A 19,966-nucleotide genomic window follows, 5' to 3' on the forward strand; every position below is an offset into this window, starting at 1 on the left:
GTGGCGCCGGACGGCACCGTCTACACGCTGCACAACCACACCGGCGCCAGCGCCGACAACATCGCCCAGACCTACACCGTAAACGCCTCCTCGGAGGTCGCGAACGGCACCTGGACGCTGCGCGTCAACGACAACGCCGCCTCCGACACGGGCAGGATCGACGCCTGGAACCTGACCTTCTAGTAGGACTCCGTCGGAGTTCTGCACTCGGGTGGTCGGCCCCGGCCTGGAGGAACGGGTACTGGATCTGCTGGTTGCGGCGCTGAAGGAGAAGGCACTGGTCATGGCAGGAGGCAAGCTGCGTACAGATTCCACTCATGTGCTGGCGGCAGTGCGGGAGTTGAACCGGCTGGAGCTGGCCGGGAAACGGTGCGGTCCGCGCTGGAGGCGCTGTCCGCCGCGGCCCCCGACTGGGTGGCCCAGGTGTTGGAGGTCGGCGAGTGGAGCCGGCGTTACGGGCGGCGGGTCGATGCGTACTGGCGCCCGCCCGGCTCCCAGACCCAGCGCGACCAGCTCGCTGTGGACTACGGCCGTGACGCGGTGGCTCTGCTGCGGGCGGTCTACCGTCCGGCCGCGCCGGTCTGGTTGCGGGAGCCGCCCGCGGTCCAGGTGTTGCGGCAGATCACCGTGCAGAACTACCTGATCACCACCGACAGCAACGGAGCGGAGGTGGTCAAGCGGCGGGAGGCGGACAAGGGCGGTCTCCCGCCTGGCAGAGTCCGCTTAACCTCGCCCTATGACCTCGATGCCCGCTACGGCACCAAGGAAGATATCCACTGGACCGGGTACAAGCTGCACATCAGCGAGGTCTCCAGCCGCCCCGGCCCGATGACGGGGCTCCACGGCCCGGCCGGCGGGCACGTCCTGCCATCCCGAACGCGATCACGCATGTCGCGACCACGGATGCGACCGTGCCCGACGTGAAACTCGTCGAGCCCGTCCACCGGGCCTTCGCCGGCCGGGACGTGCTGCCCGCCGAGCACTACCTGGACTCCGGCCACGCGAGCGCCGAGCTCATCGTCGGTGCCCGGGCCACCTTTGGCATCGCCCTGGTCACACCACTGCTGACGGGCACCTCCCGCCAGTACCGGGAGAACGCCGGCTACCAGCGCGAAGCCTTCGCCATCGACTAGGACGCCCGCCAGGCCACCTGCCTCCAGGGGGCCACCAGCCGGTTCTGGAGCCCTGCCAGGCAAAAGGGCCGCGATGTCGTCGTGGTCCGCTTCGACCAGGCCGACTGCGGCCCCTGCCCGGCCAGATCCGCATGCACCAATGCCACCCGTTGGGGCCGCCAACTCACCCTGCGGTCACGGGCACTGCACGAACTCATCCACGCCAACCACACCGCCCAGCAAGACCAGGCGTGGCAGGCGAAGTACGCCCTGCGAGCGGGCGTCGAGGGCACGATCCGCCAGGCCATAGCCATCACCGGCAGCCGCCGCGCCCGCTATCGGGGCCTCGCCAAGACTCGCCTCGAACACGTCTACTCCGCCGTTGCCCTCAACCTGATCCGCCTCGATGCCTGGTGGAACGGCCAGCCCCTCGACCACACCGGCACCAGTCACCTCGCCCGCCTCGACCTCACGCTCGCGGCATAACTGCACATTTGGCCAGCAGGATCGCCGTGGTCCGGCTCTCTGGCTGCGCCATGATGATGAAGCGGACGAGATGCGAGGGGGCTGCCTTGGTGCGGAGGAGACGGGTCCTCGACGCGCCGCGGGCCGCGAGCCCCGGCACGCTGACCCGCCGTACGGGACGGCGGGGTCGAGGCAGTGGGCCGGTCGATGTCTCAGGAACGTCCCGATGTGTCGAGGTGCGCGAATACGACGACGTTGGACTCGTATTCGTGGGCGCTGCGGTTGTAGGTCCCGCCGCAGGTGATCAACCGCAGCTGGGCGGTCGGAGCGTCGGCATAGACCCGGGCGTTGGGGAAGTGGGCCTTGCTGAACTCCTGGACCGAGTCCACCTTGAAGCGGGCGGTGATGCCGTCGGCGCGGGTGATGTCCACAGTGTTGCCCGGCTTGAGGAAGCGCAGATACACGAAGATCGCCGCGCCGGTCTTGGTGTCGACATGTCCCACCACGACCGACGTTCCTCGTTCGCCCGGTGAGGCTCCGCCCTTGTACCAGCCCGCAAGGTTCTTGTCGGTGAGGGGTGGAGCGTTCAACTGTCCCGAAGGGGTCAGGGACACGTCCGTGAACGGTGCGTTCACCCCGATCTGCGCAATCACGATCCGTTTTGGTTCCGACCGCGGCAGCGCGGGCCCCGAGGGACGTGCCATCGCATTTGGTCCCGGCAGCGGCGGGGCGACGGACGGGGGCGGCCCCGCAGGTGCGACCGAGTGCAGAGGTGCGGGCGGGGCGACGACGGCCGGTAGCTCCGGCGGCTTGGCACCAGCCGGAGGCGCCAGCGAGTGGTGGATGAGCAGGGCGCCCAGGGCCACCGCCGCGGCCGGCCACAGCAGAGCAGGGCCGACATGACGCGCGGGGGCTCGGCTGGGGGTCTCATCGGGCGGGGCCTGCTGCGCGAGAGTCATTGGGCAAAGGCCTGTTCATCAACTGGGAGGGGCGGTCGGACATCGGCGGGCCGGCGGGACGCCGGCACCGCGGCTGCGGCCGCAGCCGCGGGCACTGTCGTCCTTCCCAGGGCGACAGCGCCCGCGACCGAACGGCACCCGGCAAGGACCGATCAGGCCCCGACAGCATCCGACGCGCTCCGGCGCCGCAGCATGTAGGCACCCGCGCCGAGACCGCCAGCCAGGAGCAGAGAACCTGCGGCCAGACCGTTTCCGGACTCTGCCAGCCCGCCGCCGCCGGCCTTCACGCTGCCGCTCGGGGCCTGCTGCTTCTGGTGCGACTTGCCGCCCTTCTTCCACGGGTTGCCGCCCTCCTCGGCTCCGGAGTCGTCCCCAGCCGCGGCCGGCGCGTCACCCTCGGACTGGTCCCCGCCGTTCGGGCCGCCCTGCGACTGCTCGTCGTCGCCCGCCGCGTTGTCGTCGCCGTGCGGCTCGCCGCCCTTCTTCCACGGGTTGCCGCCGTCGTCGGCCAGCGCCATGGCCAGGGCGCCGCCGCCGGCCTTCACACCGCCGCTCGGGGCCTGCTGCTGCCCGTGCGGCTTGCCGCCCTTCTTCTTCCACGGGTTGCCGCCTTCCTCGGCTCCGGACTCGTCCCCTCCCATGTCCGGGGCGCTACCGTCGGCCTGCGCGCCATCGTCCTCCTGCGCGCCACCCTCGGCCTGAGACCCCCCGCCCTCCCCGTTCTCCCTCGCCGACTTGTGGTCGTGTTCCTTTCCGTGCTGTTCGCCGTGGCTGCCGTGGGAATTACCGCCGTCCGACGCCCGAAGTCCGACCAGCGACACGGCATGCGCGGCGGGAGCGGAGAGCGCGACGGTCGCGGCAACCGCCGCGGAGGCGAGCATTGTCCGGGTCACTCGCATCAGAGGTAGTCCTTTCGCCGCCACCGCGAGGGCCGGCACCACGCCGGCACAGCGGAATCGCAGCAGCAACGTGACAACACTCAACCGACCGGCGCCCCTCACCACCGAAGGACACGGCCCAACGACCCAGCCCGTACGCCGTTCGAGTGCCTTTAAGCCTAAAATCAACCCGGTCGGCAGCATCCCGCCAGCACCAGCAAGCAGTGGCATTCCCGGGGTGCGAGTGCGCGTTCGGGCACCGACCGTCGCAGGCACACCCCCCGATGACACCGCACCAGGCCTTCCGCCCGTTGCTCCACACCTTGACACCCGCGCAAGGACACAGGCTTCCGGTCCGTAACGGGATCCGGTCGACGATCACCGCGGCCATTGCTCCCCAGGAAACGGCAACCACCGACAGAGCGATCAGTGACCCGACCGCAGAGGCCACGCCGTACCTGAGTGGCGTGGTCTGCCGGCCCGCGACGAGTAGGCTGATTGTTCGTCATCGGACGGGGGAGGCCGGCGTGGACTATGGCGACAAGCTCTTCTGGCTCTCGGTTGTGATTCAACGCAAGTACGCGCAGATCTGCGCCGAGTTCGACCTGCCCCCCTCGCAGGCCACGCTGCTCTGCGCAGTCAGGAACGAGCCGCGGCAGATGGCTGACCTCGCCGCGTCGTTGGGTATGACCAAGAATGCATTGAGCCAGCTGGTCGATCGCACCGCGCGGCGCGAGTTGGTCGGCCGGGCAAGCTCGGCGCAGGACGGACGGGTCGTCATGCTCAGTGCGACGCCCACGGGGAAGGTGCTCGCCGAGGCCGTTTACGCCGAGGTCGCCAAGCGCCTGCCCGAGATCGCGAGGAACCTCGACGCCGACGACCAGCGCGACTTCGAGCGCGTGGCCACCGCCATCGTGGACACCTCGGACCTCTCTTCGCCCACCTCGAACCAACCCATCCCACCGTGAGGTCCCGCTGCACCCGCACCTTGACGTAGTTCATGCCGTGAACTAGTTTCGTTCATGGCATGAACTAATGGAGGGTGGCAGCGATGAGCACACAGACGACCGGCACGATCGCAGTCTTAGGCGCGACGGGGCAACAGGGCGGGGCGGTGGTCGACGCGCTGCTGGACCACAAGGCGCGGGTGCGGGCTTTGGTCCGCAATCCGCAGTCCGACCGGGCTCAGGCGCTGGCCGCCCGCGGCGTCGAACTGGCGGCCATCCGGGCCGACGACCCGGCGTCGCTGACCGCCGCGCTGGCGGCGGTCGAGGGGTTCTACTTCATGACCCCGGAGGCGAACAGCCTCGAAGAGGTCGAGGCGGAGATCCGCATCGGTACCGCGCTCGTCGACGCGGCGGTCGAGGCGGGCGTCCCGCACGTCGTGTTCAACTCGGTCTTCGGAGCGGACCGGGAGTCGGGTGTGCCGCACCACGACTCGAAGCACTGGATCGAGGAGCACCTGAGGAAGTCCGGCCTGAGGGCCGCGATGGTTCGCCCGACCGCCTTCATGGAGAACTTCGCGAGCGTGATGGCACCGAGCCTGGAGCATGGGGAGATCGTGCTGAGGCTGCCGCTGCCGGAGGACGTCGCCCTGAAGATGATCTCGGTCAGGGACATCGGCCGGGTCGCCGCCGCGCTCCTGCTCGACACCGCGGAGGCGCCCGGCGGAGCCGTCGAGCTCGTCGGCGACGAGCTGACGGGCCCCCAGATCGCCGCGGCGTTCGGCGCGCGCGCCGGGCTCCCGGCACGATACGAGGCCCTCCCGTTGAGCGTGCTTCCCAACGACCTCGACAAGGCGATGTTCCGCCAGTTCGCAGAGGCGGCGGAATACCCTTCGGACCTCGCAGTGGTGCGCTCGATCGAGCCGGCCACCCTGGACCTGGTCGAGTGGATCCGAGCTACCGGCTGGACCGCGCCCACAAACGTGGCTGGTTCCTGAGCCTCCGGCCGCGATGAACGCCCCGCGATCGTGCCCACGGTCTCGGCGCTCGGAGCCTCCCCCTGAGTGGTGGACACGCTGATACTGGATCTGCTTGATTCGGAGGAAGCGAGACAACCGCCGATGGCGATGAAGGACTACTCGGACGAGTTCAGGGCCGATGCCGTGGCCCTGTACGAGTCCACACCCTAGGGCTTCGGCGTAGTTGGCGGTCGTCCGTTTTGCGATTACTTGAGATGAAGAGAGGGAGAGCGTGCGGTTCCTGATCACGTCCTTTGTGCCCTGGAGCCCTCGTGTCTCCCCCGCACCGTCGGGTGAAGCGAGCCGACTGTGCTAGGAGATGATCCCGTGCGTGACTGAAGAGGCAGGTGCTGATGCGGACGACGCTTGCGCATGGGCTGAGCGACCGGGTTGGACGTTCGGGCTTGTAGCGGAGGATCCGGCTGTGCGAGGTGCGGCACTAGATGATCAATTCCAAGGGGTCAGTCCTGTTCGGTGATCAGGTAACGCCTGAGGTGGATGGTCTCAGCCGCTCCGATGGGGCGGTTCCCAGACTGAGCAGTCGTGTGCGAAGAGCACTCGTCGTGGGTCGAAGTCGCTGAGCCGCTCCAGCCATCGTTGATAGGTGGGAAGCGGCTGATCCAGACCTTGGAGAGCGGCGTGGCGAGCCAGGTGGTCCGATGCGAAATGGGATGCGAAGTCGTGTGCCTGACCGGCGAGAACCACGGTGCCATCGCTTTGCCGGACCACCAGCGACTGGTGCCCATCGGTATGCCCGGGAGTTGGGATGATCCAGACTCCCGGCCAGACCTCGGCTTCGCCGGCGATCTCCTCGTAGATCGCGCCGCGGAAGTCGATGAGTTCATCGATGGTGTGGCCGCCTTGGCGGGCGGTGGCCAACTCCACGGCCTGTACCAGAATTGGCTTGCCGCCCAGCAAAGGGTTCCCTCCGCAGTGGTCGAAGTGGAGGTGGCAGTTCACGACCAAGGAGACATCCGCGAGGGTGACTCCCGCGGCCGCGAGGGCGCCTTCCAGTGCCCTGCGTTGGGGTCGATAGTGGGCCTCGGTCTCGGGGTCGGCGGCACCGATACCGGTGTCGAAGAGGATCAGTCCTTCGTCGCGCTGCACCAAATAGGCGAGCACGGGTTCAACTCGCGGCTGTGGGCCACCGGTCTCCGACGCAGGTCGGACGAAGTAGCCCAGGTCGAGTCGACGCACCGCCATGCTGCTGTCCATCCGATCATCCTGGCAGGCCGCTGTGCCCGTTCCGGGGCTGTCCGCCAAAACTTGCGGTGAAGGCAGATGGCCAGGCCCGAAGTCGAACCGGCGATCAGTTTCCCGGGTCAGTGATCGTACGAGGTGAGTGAACGGAGGGTGCTTTGTCCGGTGTAGTCGTTGTGCCAGATCGCAGCGGTCAGCGCGAGTATTCGCTGCATGACACGGGCGATGACACCCCGAGGTGTGCGGCCTCGGTGCTGTTCGAGGCTGAGCTGTCCCTTGAAGGTCTCGTTGACCGACTCGATGACCTGACGCAACGGCTTGAACAGGGATCCGCCGGGCCGCTGCCGTTCGCCCTTGCGGGTCGGCCGCAGCAACTGGATGTCCTGCTGGGCGAGTTCTTGTTCGAAGGTGCGGCCGAAGTAGTTCTTGTCGCCGATCAGGGTCTGTCCGGACCGGGCGGCTATGAGGTGCGGTTCGGCCGCGAGCAGATCCAGCAGGGTTTCGCGCTCGTCGGCCTTGGCCCCGGTCAGGGCGAAGGCGACGGGCAGGCCCTGGAGGGTGCACACCAGGTGCAGCCGCAGGCCCCAGAAGAAGCGGCTGTGGCTGGCGCAGTAGCCGTACTGGGCCCATCCGGCCAGGTCGGAGCGTTTCACGGTCTCCCGCGAGCGGCCGCATTCCACGGGCGTGGAGTCCACGATCCACACGTCGTCGCTCCATACCGAGGTGCTGCCGGCCAGGATCCGGGTGATCCGGCGGAGCAGCTCGGCGGCTTTGCGTAGCCGCTTGTTGTAGCCGGGTTGCTGCGGCAGGTACGGGAAGAGGTGCCGCAGATGGGCTCGGGCATGCCGGAGCCACCTGGCCTCGGAGGTGAAACCGAGCATGGCCAGATCGGCGCGATGGGCGTGGGCGGCGGCGGCAGTCCAGAAGTCGATGGGTGGGATCTGCTCCGCTCGTTCCCGGCGCCCTTTCTGCTCTAGGTAATCAGCCAGCCGGTACAGCGGTCCCTGAACAGCGGAGGCGTCCTCGGTTCGGTTTGCTCTGGGGGTGCGCTGGTTGCGGGAGCCGCCAGCTTTGACGGGGGTGAGGATGCCGGGGACGCCGTTGCACGGCTTCGTGGCGTAGTCGAGGGCCTGTTCCAACCAATCTTCGCCGGTATGGTCCCACTCGGTTTCCGTGAGGTAGCCGGGAGCGGCCTGAGTCAGCCAGGCCAGAGGGATCCGTGGTCCGGCGCCAAGTCGGCGGGCGTCCATCGCCGCGTGGATGAGTGCCTTCGTCGCGGGTGGGGCGGCATTCTGATAGCGGTTCAGGAGGACTGGAACTCCGGACAGGTACTGGGTGATCTGACCGTCCGTGGCATGCGCGGCGGCCTCACCGAGCCGGGGGTCACGGTCGACGGTGCCGTGCAGCGCGGTCAGGTCGGCTGCTGTGAAGGCATCCGGAACGCCGATTCGATGTCCGTCCAGCAACTCCCGGGCCTGGGGGTGCAACTCCCGGCCGGCGCGGGCTGTCAGAGCATCCCAGTAGTTGGGCCAGAGGGTGGCCAGCACCAGCACGGGGCCCCGCCTGCGGTCCCGCAGCAGGGTGCGCAGTTCCGCTGCAACCTGTTCCCCGAGCCTGTCCGCGGTCAGATAGAACTGCGCCTCGTTCAGCCACACGACCGTGTGCGGGGCGAGGTCCGCGAGGTCGGCCAGGACAGCGTCGGGGCGGGTAGGGGCGATGGGATGCCACAGCCTCCACGGCTCGTTGTTCTCACGCAGCGGGGCGAGGGCCTCCCAGCAGGCGCGGGTCTTCCCGGTGGAGGAGCCGCCCACCAGCACCGCGATCTGGCTGGCCCCGCCGGCGGCCTGGGCCACCACCTCGGCGAGCACACGGTCGTGCTCACGAGGCACATACGCCGGCAGCATCGGCAGGCCAGTAACCGGGGAGGCGATCGAGCGGTGCACCTCCAGGTGGAAGGGATCAACCACTTCCGACAGGGGCAGTCCCGGCCGTATCCCTTCCAGGGCCGTTCGACCGTGCCCCGCTAGGACCGCCGTGCTTGTGACTTCTGCACGTCGGCGGGCCTCGGCCTCGTAGGCACGGCGCCACGTCTGAGGATCCAGGAATGCTGCCGCGGGCTCGCCGGCCTGCCCCACGCGGTCGGCCCGTGCCTGAACTGCCCGCACCAGAGCCAGGAGGGGATCAATAACTTGGGGGAACTGTTTTTTGCGCAGCCAGTTCCCGATCGTGGTCGGCGCAACCCCTGCGACTCTGGCCAGCTCGCGGTGCGACGGTTGGCCCTGCAGAGGGCCGGCGCGGAACGCCTCCAGTTCGGCGAGCATCGCAGCGAAACCAGAATCCTGCGCCCTCTGTCCGCTCATCACAGCGCCCCCTGACACTCACGGTACCCCCGGGCGTGGCGTGTCCACCCTGGCCGTGGACGCCGGTGGACACGCACCGTCCCGTGGCGTGAAACCCTAACGCCACCAGCGGGTTTGGTCAGCCGCGATCAGATTCCTGTGGGACGGACGGTTGGACAGGCAGCGTCGTGCACATCAAGTACGGCCCGCCCGGGCCGTCACTGTCCATCGGGGAGTTCCGGCGATGAGCCCGCTACAAATCCTTGCCCTGCTGCTTGCCCTGTCCACCGCCCTCAACCTTGCGATCGCCGCAAGCCTGCTGGCCCAGCATTCTGGCGCCAGCGTCTGTCAGGCGATCCTTACCGGCGCGGGCACCGCGGCCACCGGTCTGGGCATCTATTTCGCTGCTGTCGCCGCCTACAGATGACCAGGCATACCCCTGGCTTGACAGACACTCCGTCACGTCGCGCGGTCAGCGGCCGCGTTGTCATACCGTCCGCCGGTCATCCTCCCGTCCTCGGCGGCTTCCTGCCGGGGCAGGTCGACCTTCTCACTCTCACGGCGGGCGATCAGCTGGAGAGCCTCTCGGCCGACGCCCTGGGAGGACGGCTGATCTGCTGCGTTCTACGGGCAGGGCGGGACGTCGTCGTCGCCGAAGGTTCCGGTGACTCCGGTCTCGCAGAAGAGGGCGTCGTCGTGCCGTACGCCCGTGGGCCAGAGCCCGACGCCGGGGCGCTCATCGATGACGACGCATCCGCCCTCGCTGAGGAAGTAGTTGAACCAGGCGAAGGGCCGCTCGCCGCGGTCGGTGTCGGGGTCGACCACTCCAGGGATGGCGCTGTAGGGGTAGATGGCCATCGCGCCGGGGACGGTCTCTCCCTCCTGGTCGACGCCCGGGCCGAACGTTCCCATGGACACGTCGATGCGCATGCACCGGCACCGGCACCGGCACCGGCAGTATCGGGCGGACCCGGGCCCACTCCCCATCCGTCATGTCCGTCGGGTAGCGCGGCTGCCGCGTCCCGTTGTCGGCGGCGTTTCCGAACCGGTGAGCCAGGCAGTCACACTCCCAGGTGACCGCGCTGGACTGCCCGGCCATCGGCACGCAAGACTGCTGCATCAGGGCCTCCTGCTGCTCGGTGCTTCGACACCAACGAGCTGTTCAGGAGGCCCTGTCCGTATGCGCCCAGCGCCCCACGGTCACCCAATCGGGACTCCCGTTCGACGCGCATCTCTCAAGATCGGAAAGACAACAACTACTGAGCTTGATCTTTAAGTCTTCAACCGAACATGCTCGGTGAGTGATGAGGCCCGCTTCACGGTCTTGCCAACGTTGTGCCTGGTGGCGGGGTGTTTGTTCTTGGATCCTGGCGGCCTTCCTGGGCCGGGGTGGGCGGGTTTCGGTGCGCGAGCCGGGCTTGCCAGGTGCGGGCGGAGGTCGCGAAAGCCGCGCCGGACGCGGGCGGGGGTGAGCCGTCCGGGCTCGGCCGGCTTCTCCCAAGGACGGCGCAGGTCTGTGGCGGCTGCGCGCAGGAGTCGGAGTTGGGTGTGGGCGGCGATGACGAGCCAGGTCCAGCGGTCCGCGGCCTGGGGTGTACGCAGTTTCGGGCGGGTCCAGCCGAGGGTCTGCTTGATCATCCGGAAAGTGTGTTCGAGATCGAATCTGCGGAGGAATGCCTGCCACCGGATATCGGTGTCCCTGCCGGTCAACCCGGTCCTGGAGGACCACAACCACACCGGCAACGGGGTGGCGTCGCCGGGCAGACGGTCGACTTCGAGGCGGATCAACGTGCCTTCGATGACGGGGAGTTCACCGTTGTGATCGATCCAGGCCGAGCGGTGCCACAGTCGTGGATGGACACGGTCCCAGCCCATGGCGAGGGCCAGCCCGTAGCGCTCGGTGGTCTGCACCGTGGCCGTGTCGGGATCACCCCAGGTCTCCGGCTTGGCCAGGCGGAACTCCGGGCCGTGCTTGGGGATCCGGCCGCCTTGCGGCAGGGCGGCGGTGCGGGTGGCGGGTCGGCGCATCACGCGGTCCGAGCGCAGCCGCCCGAGTACTTCGACGGGCAGGTCATCGAGGAGGTGGGCCAGGCGTGGGGCGTCGTAGCCGGCATCACAGACGATGAGGATGTCCGGATCGCCCGGACGCCACCGCTCCTGATGGATCAACTCCACGACCATATTACGTAGTTGGATGGCGGTGACCTCGGCCGCGTCGTCGGAGGGCCCGAGCCGGACGGCGTCGAGGAGCTGGCACCAGGAGGTGCGGCCCGACTCGAGGACGGCGACGAAGGAGTACGGCCAGCCCGGAACGAGCTGGTCGGAGGCGCGGCCGTTGCGGCCGTAGACGTGACAGAACAGGCGGTCCGCGCTGCACGGTGCGTCCGGGCGAAGCCAGTGGCTCACATCAACCGCGAGGACCAGGCGTCCGTCGGCAGCCCGAGGCAGCGGCAGGGCGGCCAGCAGCCGGCGCAGCCGTCCCACGTTCACGTCTCCGCAGTTCAGCGCGTCATACATGGCGCCGTGCCCGCGCCGATGCTCGGCCGTCAGCGTCAGATCGACCGGCGAGGTCACCGGACCGTCCACGCACAGTAGTGCATCCGTGAGCTCGAAGAGCACGTCGCTTCGTGCCGTCAGGCACGCATAGAAGATGTCCCGGAAGTGTGACGCCCACGCGAACGCGTCTCGTTTGGCGTCTTGTTGTTCCACACTCATATCCGCGGCCTTCGTGCTGGTCTCGTGTGTTTCTTGATCCGGAACACAGGATCAGGCGAAGGCCGCTCTGACATGCGGTGATTATCCAGCCAGGTGAACGAGTACGAGACTCGTTCGACAGTCACTGGTTAAAGATCAAGCTTAGATGAATCATCCACGTATGTTGCCCGTAGCCGCAGGTGACGCCCCACCAGGCCGTCAACCCGCGCGAACGTTGAGCTACGCGGCTCGATCACCACTCCACGCCGGCACCGACCAGGCCATCACCCGAAAGTGAGTAACAGCCGTGACGTCCGCCCCGCAAACACATCGACAGGAACTCCTCCCCGCAGGTCCAAGGCGGACAAGGACCCGACGGACCGGCCGCCCGTACCGACAGACCGCTGCCAGTACGCCACAGACTGGGGGCGGACAGAATCCGTTGGAATCTGACCGCGAACGCCGCCATCGGCACGATGGAGCCTTGATTGCTCCCCGCCCGGCTCCCTGAGGAGACTGGGCTGTCAGCCGACTCGCAGGAGGGTGGTGGCGGGGCGGACGGCGTCGGGGCCGAATTTGGCGCGGATGCGGTCGCTGACTTCCTCGGCGGCGAGGCGGGCTTCGCGTGCCTGGTCGAGGCTGATCTGTTCGACGACCTGCTCGGCGGCGATGAGGTCCTCGGCTTTCAGGGGGACGCCGGTGATCCGGCCGCGTTGCAGGCCCGCCGCGTCGATGAGCCGGTATGCCGTGGTGCGCAGGCCGTCGTCGTGCGCGGACGCTTCGGTGAAGCGGCGGGTCTTGTCCCAGGTGGTGCCGCCGGCGAAGCGCAGGATCAGGGTCAGGCCGCGGGCCGCCTGACCGCGGCGGCGCAACTGGTGGGCGAGGGTGACGACCGCGTCGAGGAGGGCGGCGCGGACGGCGGCGCCGTCCAGGGTGTGCCGGGGGAAGGCGCGGTCGTCACCCTCGACAGCCCGGTTCCGCACGCCCACTGACATCGCCGCGTTCCTCGCGGACAGCAGCCCAACGGGATCAAACCCGCATGTTGATTCTCTGCGAGCCCTAAAGCGGGTGTCGCAGGTTCGCATCCTGCCGGGGGCACAGCGAGAAGGGCGAGCACAGGAGGCTTTTGCTCCCAGGTCGGCCCTTGGGCGCTTCAGGGGTCGTGCCGCAGGCGTGCCGCTCCGGGCCCGCAGGATCCTTCGCGGACACGTCGGAGGCCGCTCCCCACCTCCCTGGATCATTGCACCGAGCCGACCGGCGATGGCCCGGCCCTGGTCCCTGGCCATGTGCTGATAGATCAGCGCGGCGCTCGAGCTGCTGTGGCCCATCGGCGTCATCAGCTCCCGCGCGCTGGCCCGGCCAGAGAGACCAGCGTGTTGCCCGTGCGCCGCAGATCATGGAAATGCAACTTGGTCGAGACACCCGCAGCCTTGCGGACTCGGGGCAGGAAGGTGTGCAAGAGCCAGCAGCCGAAGAGGGCGATCAGACGACGACCCAGGTGCGCACGCGACCACGGCCCGGGACCGCCACGTGCCCGGACATCCGCGCGGGTACGCACGCCTGGCCGGTGGTGTGTGCCACGAGCGGCCGGGGTACTCGGTGCGCCCACCGTGCGGGGCGCCCCGCAGGAACCCAGGCCGCGGCTCGACGGCTGCGGGGCACTCGGCATCCCCCCATTCCCTCCTGCGAGGCCCCCGATGAGCCGTCTCTTCTCGCCGCTCACCCTGCGCGGCACGACCTTCCCGAACCGGGCCTGGGTGGCCCCCATGTGCCAGTACAGCTCGGTCGACGGTTATCCGCAGGACTGGCATCTGGTCCATCTCGGCTCCCTGGCACGCGGCGGGTCCGGCCTGGTCATGCAGGAGGCCACGGCAGTGGAACCTGAGGGCCGGATCACCCCTTCCGACGCCGGCATCTGGGATGACGAGCAGGCCGCCGCGTACAAGCGGATTACCGACTTCGTCCACGGGCAGGGAGCCATTGCCGGCATCCAGATCTCCCATGCCGGCCGCAAGGCGTCGACGGCACCGCCCTGGGAGGGTGACGTGTACGTCGAACCGGACGCCGGAGGATGGCAGACGGTCGCACCGTCACCGCTGCCATTCGGCGACTGGCCGGCCCCGCGAGAGCTCGGCGCGGACGGCATCCGCGCTCTGGTCCGGGCCTTCGGCGAGGCCGCCGCGCGGGCGCTGTCCGCCGGCTTCGAGGTCCTGGAGATCCACGCCGCGCACGGCTATCTGCTGCACCAGTTCCTGTCACCGCTGTCCAACCACCGCAGCGACGAGTACGGAGGCGATCTCGACGGGCGCAGCCGTTTCCTGGTCCAGGTCACCGACGCCGTGCGGGCGCAGTGGCCGGAGGACCGCCCGCTGTTCGTACGCTTCTCGGCCACGGACTGGGCCGACGGCGGCTGGACCCCGGAGGAGACGGTCGAGCTGTCGCGGCACCTGGTGGCCCACGGCGTCGATCTGGTGGACATCACCAGCGGCGGGCTCGTCCCCAACGCCCGCATCGAAGCGGAGCCCGGCTACCAGGTGCCCTTCGCCCGAACCGTCCGCGAGGGCGCGGCCCTGCCCGTCTCCGCGGTCGGCCTGATCACCGCACCGGAGCAGGCCGACCAGATCCTCGTGGACCGCTCGGCCGACGCGATCATGCTCGCGCGCGAACTGCTGCGCAACCCGACCTGGCCGCTCCGCGCGGCCCACGTCCTCGGTGACGACGTCCCCTGGCCGAAGCAGTACCAGCGTGGCCGCCCACGTCATCGCTGAGGCCGTCGTCGCCCGAGCACCCCGGAATCCGGCACAAGATAATAATGTTTCCTGCGATATGGGTGATCAATGCATCAATGCCGCTTTCCCCGCACCCCAGAGCGAGTCGATGCGGGCACTGCTCGCGGTGGACCGTGTCGGCACGCTGCAGCAGATATCCGCCCTCAGCCGTGCGTTCGAAGGGATCGTCGAGGCGAACGCACTGGTGGCCATTGACGACGAGCACGACCCAAAGGGGGCGAGCACGGCCTTCGAGGGGGCGCACGTCGCCACCCTGTTGTCCCAGGCGCGCGAGCATCTGAACGATCTCGATCGCGCCCTGGAACGGTTGGAGAGAGGCGACTACGGGCGCTGCGAGCAATGCGGTGAGCCGATCCCGACGGAGCGCCTCGAAGTTCGCCCGACCCGCTTGTGATTGACCCGTCAACCGGAGTCCTTCAGCTCGGCGGTGACGCGCGGAACCCCAGAGGCGCCGTCCGATTCCTGATGGATCCGGTCGATGTGCTCGGCGAGCTCGGCATCCGGCCTCGCCCGGCCGGCCCGCGCGGATGCGCTGGCCAGCCACGGATAGAAGCCGGAACGCGAGACCGCAAGTATCTGGCACAGCCGCTTGACGCCGAAGGCGCCACGGTGATCCTCGACGAACTGGAAGCGGCTGCTCACCAACCGGTCTCCGCCGCAAAATACTTCGCGGCCCTCCGCAGGATCTCCCGCTCGAGCTCGAGTTCCTTCACCCGCACCCGCAGCTGCCGGTTCTCCTTCTCCATCGCGGTAGCCTCCACCGCCCCGGGGCCGGGCGGCCTGAGTTCAACGGCGAACGCGATCACGTCCACCTCCTCGTGCACCACCCGCCCAAGGTCGCCGTCTCCAAGCTGGTCAACAGCCTCAAGGGCGTCTCCGCCCACCGGATACGGCAGGAGTTCACCAGCCGGATCAACCGCGCCATCATGCACGGGCGCCTGTGGTCGCCCTCATATTTCTCCGCATCGTGCGGGGGGCACCGTTGGCGATCGTGCGCCGGTACATCGAGCAGCAAAAAACGTCCGCTCCCAACGTGCACGTCAGAGCAGACTTGAGATGCATTCATCCCCGGCGTGAACGCCGGGGCTCTCTGCAAGAGTCCCGGTAAGTGTGGGTGTGCCGGCGGTTCCTTTGGCCGGTCACATGCCGCCGAGCACCCGTCGGGTCTCGGCGGCGATCTGCTGCGTCTCGCCGGTTGCGACCACGAGGACCGGGACACCTCTCACCGCCTGATCGATGCGTCGGTGGCCTTCCCGCATCAAATCTTCCAGTTCGGGGACGAGCAGCCCGCCTCGTACACCGAGAACAGTCAGGGCCGAGCAGATCTCCTCGCGTACCTCGGGTTGGTCTTCGCCGATCTCCCCGGTGAAGACCAGGGCGTCCAGCCGGTCCAGCGAGGCGGCCATCGAGGCGATGCCCCTGCGGCAGCTGAGTGTGAACGTCGCCAGCGCCAACGCCGCCGCGGCATCACCCTCCGCGCGGGCGCGCACCAGGTCGCGGGTGTCTCCCGAGGTACCGGAGAGGCCGAGCAGACCGGAATGCCGGTGGAGTGCGTCATCCAATTCGTCCGTGCTCAGACCGTGCCGCCGCTGCAGCCACAGCAGCGCGCCGGGGTCGAGGGTGCCGCTGCGCCGACTCATCACCAGGCCTTCCAGCGGGGTGAGACCCATGGTGGTGTCCACGCTGCGTCCGTTTCGGACGGCGCAGGCCGAGCAGCCGCCGCCCAGGTGCACGAGCACGCCCTGGAGGCTGTCGACGGGCCGGCCCAGGGCCTGCGCCGTCCTTTGCAGTGCCCACGAGTAGGAAAGTCCGTGGAAGCCGTACCGGCGCAGCTCGTATTCGGCTCGCCATCGCTCCGGCACGGCGTACGTGCGCGCCTGTGGCGGCAGATCCTTGTGAAAGACAGTGTCGAAGCAGGCGATATGAGGAACGTCGGGCAGGAGTTCTCGGGCGGCATCGACCACATGCAAGGCAGGGGTCACGTGCAACGGCGCGAGATCGGCGACGTCCGCCAGCAGAGCCCGTACGCGTGCGTCGATCAGCGTATGCCCAGTCAGATGCGGACCGCTGTGGACGATGCGGTGACCAACCGCCGCAGGAGCGGGCACCTCGCTGAGGAAGTTCCGCAGTTCCGCCGCCGCAGCAGGCCCCGGGGGCTCCGAGGCGTCTCGATCCGCCACCCGTTCACCGTCCGCCGCGAACAGGGCAAGGTGAAGGCTCGAAGAGCCGGCATCGAGGACCAGTACCTGACCATCACGGCTCCCGTGAGAGCGGTCAGCACTCATCACACACCTCCGGTGCACTCGCGTCCTCCGGCACGGTGCGCCCGCCACAAAGTGCGGCCCTGCGCCAGGGGCGGCCTCGGTGCGGACCGGATTGTGCTCCGCCTGGCTCGGCAGGTCCGTGAAGAAGACGCTGATGTCCCAGTCGCTGTCCTCCAGGCGGGTGCCGACGTTTGGGCCACGTCGACCTGCTCGTTCGCCGCCAGGACGGGCCGCAGGTTCCTGCCGTTCGTGTCCGCGTCGGGCTGCCTCATGACCCGTGTCCTGCCGCCTGGCAGGCCTCGGTGATGTCGCGCCTCGCCGCTTCTCTCAGGCTGCCACCACAGGGAGGGATCCGCTCGTCCACCCGTTCGGCGGCACGCCGCGCCTGCGGGACGGGACACCCCCAGCATGCTGAATGTGCGACGCATTCTCCCGAAGATCGAGGGCGGCCGGGTACAGGGCCTCCTGCAGCTCATCGAGGACGGCATCCACCTCGTCGTCGCGGTGCTCGTACTGCTCGCGGGGATCCTGACCGTCAGGGTCGTCCACGACGTCATCCGGTCGGTCCGGGGGCCGTACCGCGAGGAAACGGTCGTTCTCTCCGCCCTGGACAGCGGCCTGGTGCTGTTCATCGTGGCCGAACTGCTCCACACCGTCCGCCTCACCATCAGGAACCAGACCCTCGACGCGGAGCCTTTCCTCGTCGTCGGCATGATTGTCGGCATCCGCAGGGTGCTCATCGTGACGGCCGAGGCGGAGAAGTCCTTCCGGTGGGATGTCGAGGGGATCGAACTGCTCATCCTGGCGGGGCTGATCCTCGTGATGGCGACAGCGGTGTACGTGTGGCGGCGCTCGACGCGGCCGGGAGACTGCTTCCCGCTCCAGGAGGCGGGGCGCTCCCCGTCGCCGACTTCGTCACGCACTCCGGTGCGCGGCTCCTGATCCGTCACCTTCCGCCGCCGCGGCCGCCCGCACTCGCTGCTCCTCGCGAGCAGAGCCGACGTCCCGTTCCAGGGGTGTGCGGCTCACGGCCGTCGCGAGGTCCTCCAAGGCTTGCTTCTGGAGTTCCGCCTCGCGCCGCACGACCGGGCTCCGGTCCCCGGCGGTGTTCTCCCAGGCGTGGAGCGCCTCCTCCACGCGTCCCCAGTCCGGATTCCTGTGCTCGCGCACGTCGGCTGCCGCCTGCTCGGTGTCCGCCTCCAGGGCGTCGGCGAACCGCTCCGCCTCGGGGACGACACGGCTGTCGGCCCGCGGGACGTGGCTCTCCATGAGCATCGCTGCGCGGCCGAACCCCTTGAGCGCCTCCTGCGCCTCCTGCGCCTCGCGCCACGTCAGCCCCCTGGGGCGGACCGGTTCCTGCCTTGCCCGGTCGTATGCCTCCTGCCAGGCGGCACGTGCCTCCCTGCTCGCCAGCAGTGTCCTGCGCATGTCGGCGTGATGCTCCCGGGTCGGTTCGGCGTAGTTGCGAAGCACCGCGGCCGCGTAGCGGCCGTTGGCTGCGAGCCAGTCCGCAAGCCGGCCCGGCAGCCGGGGTGTCTCCCATGCGGGGAACAGCACGTACGCCAGCATCGCCAGGGCCCCGCCGAGCAGGGTGAGCACCACCCGCTCCGGGACCGTCTGCTCCCATGCCTGGCCGCCCATGCCGAGCAGGAAGACGACGTACGCGGCGGTGAAGCACTGGGAGTAGGCGTAGCCGGTACGGATGAGCGTGTACGACAGGCCCACCGAGACCACCGCCAGCGCGCCGAACACATGGGCGTCCGGTCCCAGGGCCCGCACCATCCCGGTGGCGAGCGCGACCCCCGCCAGGGTTCCGACGAGACGGGCCACCGCACGTGCGTACGTCCGGTGGAAGTCCGGCCGCATCACCATCACCGAGGCGATGGGCGCCCAGTAGCCGTGGCCCAGAGGGAGCCGGGCGGCGATCAGACAGCCGAGCGTGGCCACCGCGGCCAGGCGGACGGCGTGCCGGAACACGGGTGAGTCCCGGCTGAGTTCACGGCGTACCGCCCGGACGACGACCGGGACCAGCCGGAGCATGGTCGGGCGCACCAGGAACTGGGCGTCGGCGGGGCCGGGTGGCGTGGGCGTCCTCCCGCGCGCGCAGCCGCTCCTGGAGATCTCCAACGCCTCGCCGAGCAGTTCCACGAGCCGCTCGGCGGCCTGCCTTGCGGGGCCCTCCAGCACCTCGTGCTTCTCGTCGACGCGCAGGACGTCCATGCTCCCGGGCGGCACCTCGGCGGGCGTGCCGCGGCGGATCGAACGGGCGACCGCATCCAGGACGTCGGCGGCCGCGTCGAGCAATTCCCGCGCGCGGTCCCGCCCGGGTCCCTCCGCCGGGGCGCCCACGTCCGGGTCGGCGAGCGCCGCCACCACCGGCCGAATGCGCTCGGCGAGTCCCCGGGGGCCGTGCAGGACGGGTGGACGGGTGCGGGCCTGTGACGGCGTCACGGCAGCCGCGTCCCGGGCCGTCATCAACGGCTCCGGGTCGAACGGGGCGGCCGGGTCGTGCCGCAACCGGCGGGCGTAGTCCGCCACGGCGGCCAGGGCGTCGGCGAGCGCGTCACGATGCGCTCCCCAACGGCGGATCGGGAACAACAGGATCAGCACGGCCTGCGTCACGCCCCCGAGCGCGATGACCCCGGCGTGCTCCAGGGCGCGCCCGACGCTCGTGGGCAGGGTGATGGTCACCAGCATGCTGCCCACGGTCGTCGCTGCGACGATCCCGGCGGTCGATCCGACGGCCCACGCCATTCCCGCGGCAAAGGCCCATACGGCCAGCAGCGGCAGGAACGTCACGAGTCGCCCCGCCGCCAGGTAACCCACGAAAGTGCTGAGCGCCAGACCCGCGCCCGCGCCGAGCGCGATCACCTTGCGTGGACGCCAGGTGCGCTGGAAGGTGGCCCCACCCGCGGAGTAGGCGCCGAGGGCGGCGGACGCCGCATACGCAGGGGAGAGCAGCCACAGCGTCGGCCCGACGACGATCGCCACCCCGGCGGCCGTGCGCAGCGCGAGCAGGGGCTCCAGCCGCGTCTCCTCGATCGTGAGCCCGGATCGCACGACCTCCCCGAAGGCCCGCAGCCACGTCACGGATGTGAGCCTAGCCGGAGCGCCCTGTCAGGTCGCGTCGGCCGCGCCGCCGCTTCCTGTGCGCTGCGGACAGGCGGGCGCACACCCCGGATCGGGTCGAACCCCTGCACCACTTCTGGGACGCGACCTGACATGCCGGACGCCACTACTGATTCCCAATGTGGTTGTCAACGCTTGACCCGTGACTGGCTGTAGCTGGCTCAGCTTGACGGA

20 protein-coding genes and 2 pseudogenes are annotated in these 19,966 nt (G+C 69.2%); 12 read left to right on the forward strand and 10 right to left on the reverse strand.

The genetic code is table 11. The features are described 5' to 3' along the window. The 4 genes and pseudogenes from ACWC24_RS40810 to ACWC24_RS40825 all read left to right on the forward strand — a co-directional run. A partial coding sequence (locus ACWC24_RS40810; RefSeq protein WP_450667987.1) for a proprotein convertase P-domain-containing protein occupies positions 1-183 on the forward strand: 183 nt, incomplete at its 5' end. A 186-nt stretch (positions 184-369) separates the two neighbouring features. Next, on the forward strand, positions 370-924 hold the full coding sequence (locus tag ACWC24_RS40815) for a hypothetical protein (RefSeq protein WP_450667988.1): 555 nt from the start codon (positions 370-372) through the stop codon (positions 922-924). After that, entirely contained in the window at positions 912-1,133 is a 222-nt protein-coding gene (locus tag ACWC24_RS40820; RefSeq protein ID WP_450667989.1) for a hypothetical protein, read from the forward strand. Before ACWC24_RS40815 ends, ACWC24_RS40820 begins: the two co-directional genes overlap by 13 nt. Positions 1,134-1,160: 27 nt before the next feature. Beyond that, a pseudogene (locus ACWC24_RS40825) lies at positions 1,161-1,598 on the forward strand (transposase); the annotation flags it as partial. A 191-nt stretch (positions 1,599-1,789) separates the two neighbouring features. On the opposite strand, the gene ACWC24_RS40830 reads toward ACWC24_RS40825, so the two are convergent. Continuing rightward, positions 1,790-2,536: a class F sortase gene (locus ACWC24_RS40830; RefSeq protein WP_450667990.1), complete on the reverse strand. Its 747-nt coding sequence runs from the start codon at positions 2,534-2,536 to the stop codon at positions 1,790-1,792. A gap of 152 nt (positions 2,537-2,688) precedes the next feature. Then, positions 2,689-3,435 carry a hypothetical protein gene (locus tag ACWC24_RS40835; protein WP_450667991.1) on the reverse strand — a complete coding sequence of 249 codons (747 nt, stop codon included), beginning with the start codon at positions 3,433-3,435 and terminating at the stop codon, positions 2,689-2,691. Positions 3,436-3,941: 506 nt separating this feature from the next. Between ACWC24_RS40835 and ACWC24_RS40840 the strand changes: the two genes are divergently transcribed. The 3 genes from ACWC24_RS40840 to ACWC24_RS40850 all read left to right on the forward strand — a co-directional run bounded on the left by ACWC24_RS40840 (position 3,942) and on the right by ACWC24_RS40850 (position 5,548). Further along, positions 3,942-4,382, forward strand: coding sequence for a MarR family winged helix-turn-helix transcriptional regulator (locus tag ACWC24_RS40840; protein ID WP_450667992.1), 441 nt, complete (start codon positions 3,942-3,944; stop codon positions 4,380-4,382). Between the two features lie 83 nt (positions 4,383-4,465). Then, positions 4,466-5,356 carry an NmrA/HSCARG family protein gene (locus ACWC24_RS40845; RefSeq protein ID WP_450667993.1) on the forward strand — a complete coding sequence of 297 codons (891 nt, stop codon included), beginning with the start codon at positions 4,466-4,468 and terminating at the stop codon, positions 5,354-5,356. A 69-nt stretch (positions 5,357-5,425) separates the two neighbouring features. Next, entirely contained in the window at positions 5,426-5,548 is a 123-nt protein-coding gene (locus ACWC24_RS40850; RefSeq protein ID WP_450667994.1) for a hypothetical protein, read from the forward strand. A 333-nt stretch (positions 5,549-5,881) separates the two neighbouring features. Here ACWC24_RS40850 and ACWC24_RS40855 read toward each other — a convergent pair whose 3' ends face one another. Beyond that, the gene (locus tag ACWC24_RS40855) at positions 5,882-6,592 is read right to left on the reverse strand and encodes an MBL fold metallo-hydrolase (RefSeq protein WP_450667995.1); all 711 of its coding nucleotides are present in this window, start codon (positions 6,590-6,592) and stop codon (positions 5,882-5,884) included. A gap of 107 nt (positions 6,593-6,699) precedes the next feature. Continuing rightward, complete coding sequence (locus tag ACWC24_RS40860) at positions 6,700-7,665, reverse strand: IS982 family transposase (protein ID WP_450668004.1); 966 nt, start codon at positions 7,663-7,665, stop codon at positions 6,700-6,702. A gap of 1,495 nt (positions 7,666-9,160) precedes the next feature. Between ACWC24_RS40860 and ACWC24_RS40865 the strand changes: the two genes are divergently transcribed. Then, positions 9,161-9,343 (forward strand): hypothetical protein, encoded by a 183-nt coding sequence (locus ACWC24_RS40865; RefSeq protein WP_450667996.1) that lies wholly within the window; start codon positions 9,161-9,163, stop codon positions 9,341-9,343. A gap of 197 nt (positions 9,344-9,540) precedes the next feature. Here the strand turns inward: ACWC24_RS40865 and ACWC24_RS40870 are convergent, their stop codons facing one another. The 3 genes from ACWC24_RS40870 to ACWC24_RS40880 form a co-directional block, all read right to left on the reverse strand. After that, positions 9,541-9,846 (reverse strand): hypothetical protein, encoded by a 306-nt coding sequence (locus ACWC24_RS40870; RefSeq protein ID WP_189554695.1) that lies wholly within the window; start codon positions 9,844-9,846, stop codon positions 9,541-9,543. 342 nt (positions 9,847-10,188) lie between these two features. Beyond that, positions 10,189-11,631: an NF041680 family putative transposase gene (locus ACWC24_RS40875; protein WP_450667997.1), complete on the reverse strand. Its 1,443-nt coding sequence runs from the start codon at positions 11,629-11,631 to the stop codon at positions 10,189-10,191. Positions 11,632-12,134: 503 nt separating this feature from the next. Further along, a complete protein-coding gene (locus ACWC24_RS40880; RefSeq protein WP_450667998.1) occupies positions 12,135-12,605 on the reverse strand; it encodes a DinB/UmuC family translesion DNA polymerase in 471 nt (156 codons plus the stop codon). A gap of 702 nt (positions 12,606-13,307) precedes the next feature. Between ACWC24_RS40880 and ACWC24_RS40885 the strand changes: the two genes are divergently transcribed. Then, positions 13,308-14,378, forward strand: coding sequence for an NADH:flavin oxidoreductase/NADH oxidase (locus ACWC24_RS40885; protein WP_450667999.1), 1,071 nt, complete (start codon positions 13,308-13,310; stop codon positions 14,376-14,378). Between the two features lie 109 nt (positions 14,379-14,487). Further along, positions 14,488-14,793, forward strand: a complete 306-nt coding sequence (locus ACWC24_RS40890) for a TraR/DksA family transcriptional regulator (RefSeq protein WP_450668005.1) — start codon at positions 14,488-14,490, stop codon at positions 14,791-14,793. Between the two features lie 8 nt (positions 14,794-14,801). Here the strand turns inward: ACWC24_RS40890 and ACWC24_RS40895 are convergent, their stop codons facing one another. Continuing rightward, complete coding sequence (locus ACWC24_RS40895) at positions 14,802-15,041, reverse strand: hypothetical protein (RefSeq protein WP_450668000.1); 240 nt, start codon at positions 15,039-15,041, stop codon at positions 14,802-14,804. Between the two features lie 140 nt (positions 15,042-15,181). Here ACWC24_RS40895 and tnpA point away from each other — a divergent pair. Continuing rightward, a pseudogene (gene tnpA, locus ACWC24_RS40900) lies at positions 15,182-15,420 on the forward strand (IS200/IS605 family transposase); the annotation flags it as partial. A 118-nt stretch (positions 15,421-15,538) separates the two neighbouring features. On the opposite strand, the gene ACWC24_RS40905 reads toward tnpA, so the two are convergent. Continuing rightward, positions 15,539-16,684, reverse strand: coding sequence for an acetate/propionate family kinase (locus tag ACWC24_RS40905; RefSeq protein ID WP_450668001.1), 1,146 nt, complete (start codon positions 16,682-16,684; stop codon positions 15,539-15,541). Between the two features lie 387 nt (positions 16,685-17,071). On the opposite strand from ACWC24_RS40905, the gene ACWC24_RS40910 reads away from it, so the two are divergent. Beyond that, positions 17,072-17,605 carry a phosphate-starvation-inducible PsiE family protein gene (locus ACWC24_RS40910; RefSeq protein WP_450668002.1) on the forward strand — a complete coding sequence of 178 codons (534 nt, stop codon included), beginning with the start codon at positions 17,072-17,074 and terminating at the stop codon, positions 17,603-17,605. Here ACWC24_RS40910 and ACWC24_RS40915 read toward each other — a convergent pair. After that, complete coding sequence (locus ACWC24_RS40915; RefSeq protein ID WP_450668003.1) at positions 17,579-19,753, reverse strand: FUSC family protein; 2,175 nt, start codon at positions 19,751-19,753, stop codon at positions 17,579-17,581. The two genes, ACWC24_RS40910 and ACWC24_RS40915, sit on opposite strands and share 27 nt — an antisense overlap. Positions 19,754-19,966 lie beyond the last annotated feature (213 nt).

Source organism: Streptomyces sp. NPDC001443 (assembly GCF_053597355.1).

Coding starts and splice junctions, on each gene's coding strand:
- ACWC24_RS40845 (WP_450667993.1), top strand. CDS start 4,466: ATGAGCACACAGACGACCGGCACGATCGCAGTCTTAGGCGCGACGGGG.
- ACWC24_RS40865 (WP_450667996.1), top strand. CDS start 9,161: ATGAGCCCGCTACAAATCCTTGCCCTGCTGCTTGCCCTGTCCACCGCC.
- ACWC24_RS40880 (WP_450667998.1), bottom strand. CDS start 12,605: ATGTCAGTGGGCGTGCGGAACCGGGCTGTCGAGGGTGACGACCGCGCC.
- ACWC24_RS40870 (WP_189554695.1), bottom strand. CDS start 9,846: ATGCGCATCGACGTGTCCATGGGAACGTTCGGCCCGGGCGTCGACCAG.
- ACWC24_RS40885 (WP_450667999.1), top strand. CDS start 13,308: ATGAGCCGTCTCTTCTCGCCGCTCACCCTGCGCGGCACGACCTTCCCG.
- ACWC24_RS40905 (WP_450668001.1), bottom strand. CDS start 16,684: ATGAGTGCTGACCGCTCTCACGGGAGCCGTGATGGTCAGGTACTGGTC.
- ACWC24_RS40910 (WP_450668002.1), top strand. CDS start 17,072: ATGCTGAATGTGCGACGCATTCTCCCGAAGATCGAGGGCGGCCGGGTA.
- ACWC24_RS40830 (WP_450667990.1), bottom strand. CDS start 2,536: ATGACTCTCGCGCAGCAGGCCCCGCCCGATGAGACCCCCAGCCGAGCC.
- ACWC24_RS40875 (WP_450667997.1), bottom strand. CDS start 11,631: ATGAGTGTGGAACAACAAGACGCCAAACGAGACGCGTTCGCGTGGGCG.
- ACWC24_RS40890 (WP_450668005.1), top strand. CDS start 14,488: ATGCGGGCACTGCTCGCGGTGGACCGTGTCGGCACGCTGCAGCAGATA.
- ACWC24_RS40835 (WP_450667991.1), bottom strand. CDS start 3,435: ATGCGAGTGACCCGGACAATGCTCGCCTCCGCGGCGGTTGCCGCGACC.
- ACWC24_RS40855 (WP_450667995.1), bottom strand. CDS start 6,592: ATGGACAGCAGCATGGCGGTGCGTCGACTCGACCTGGGCTACTTCGTC.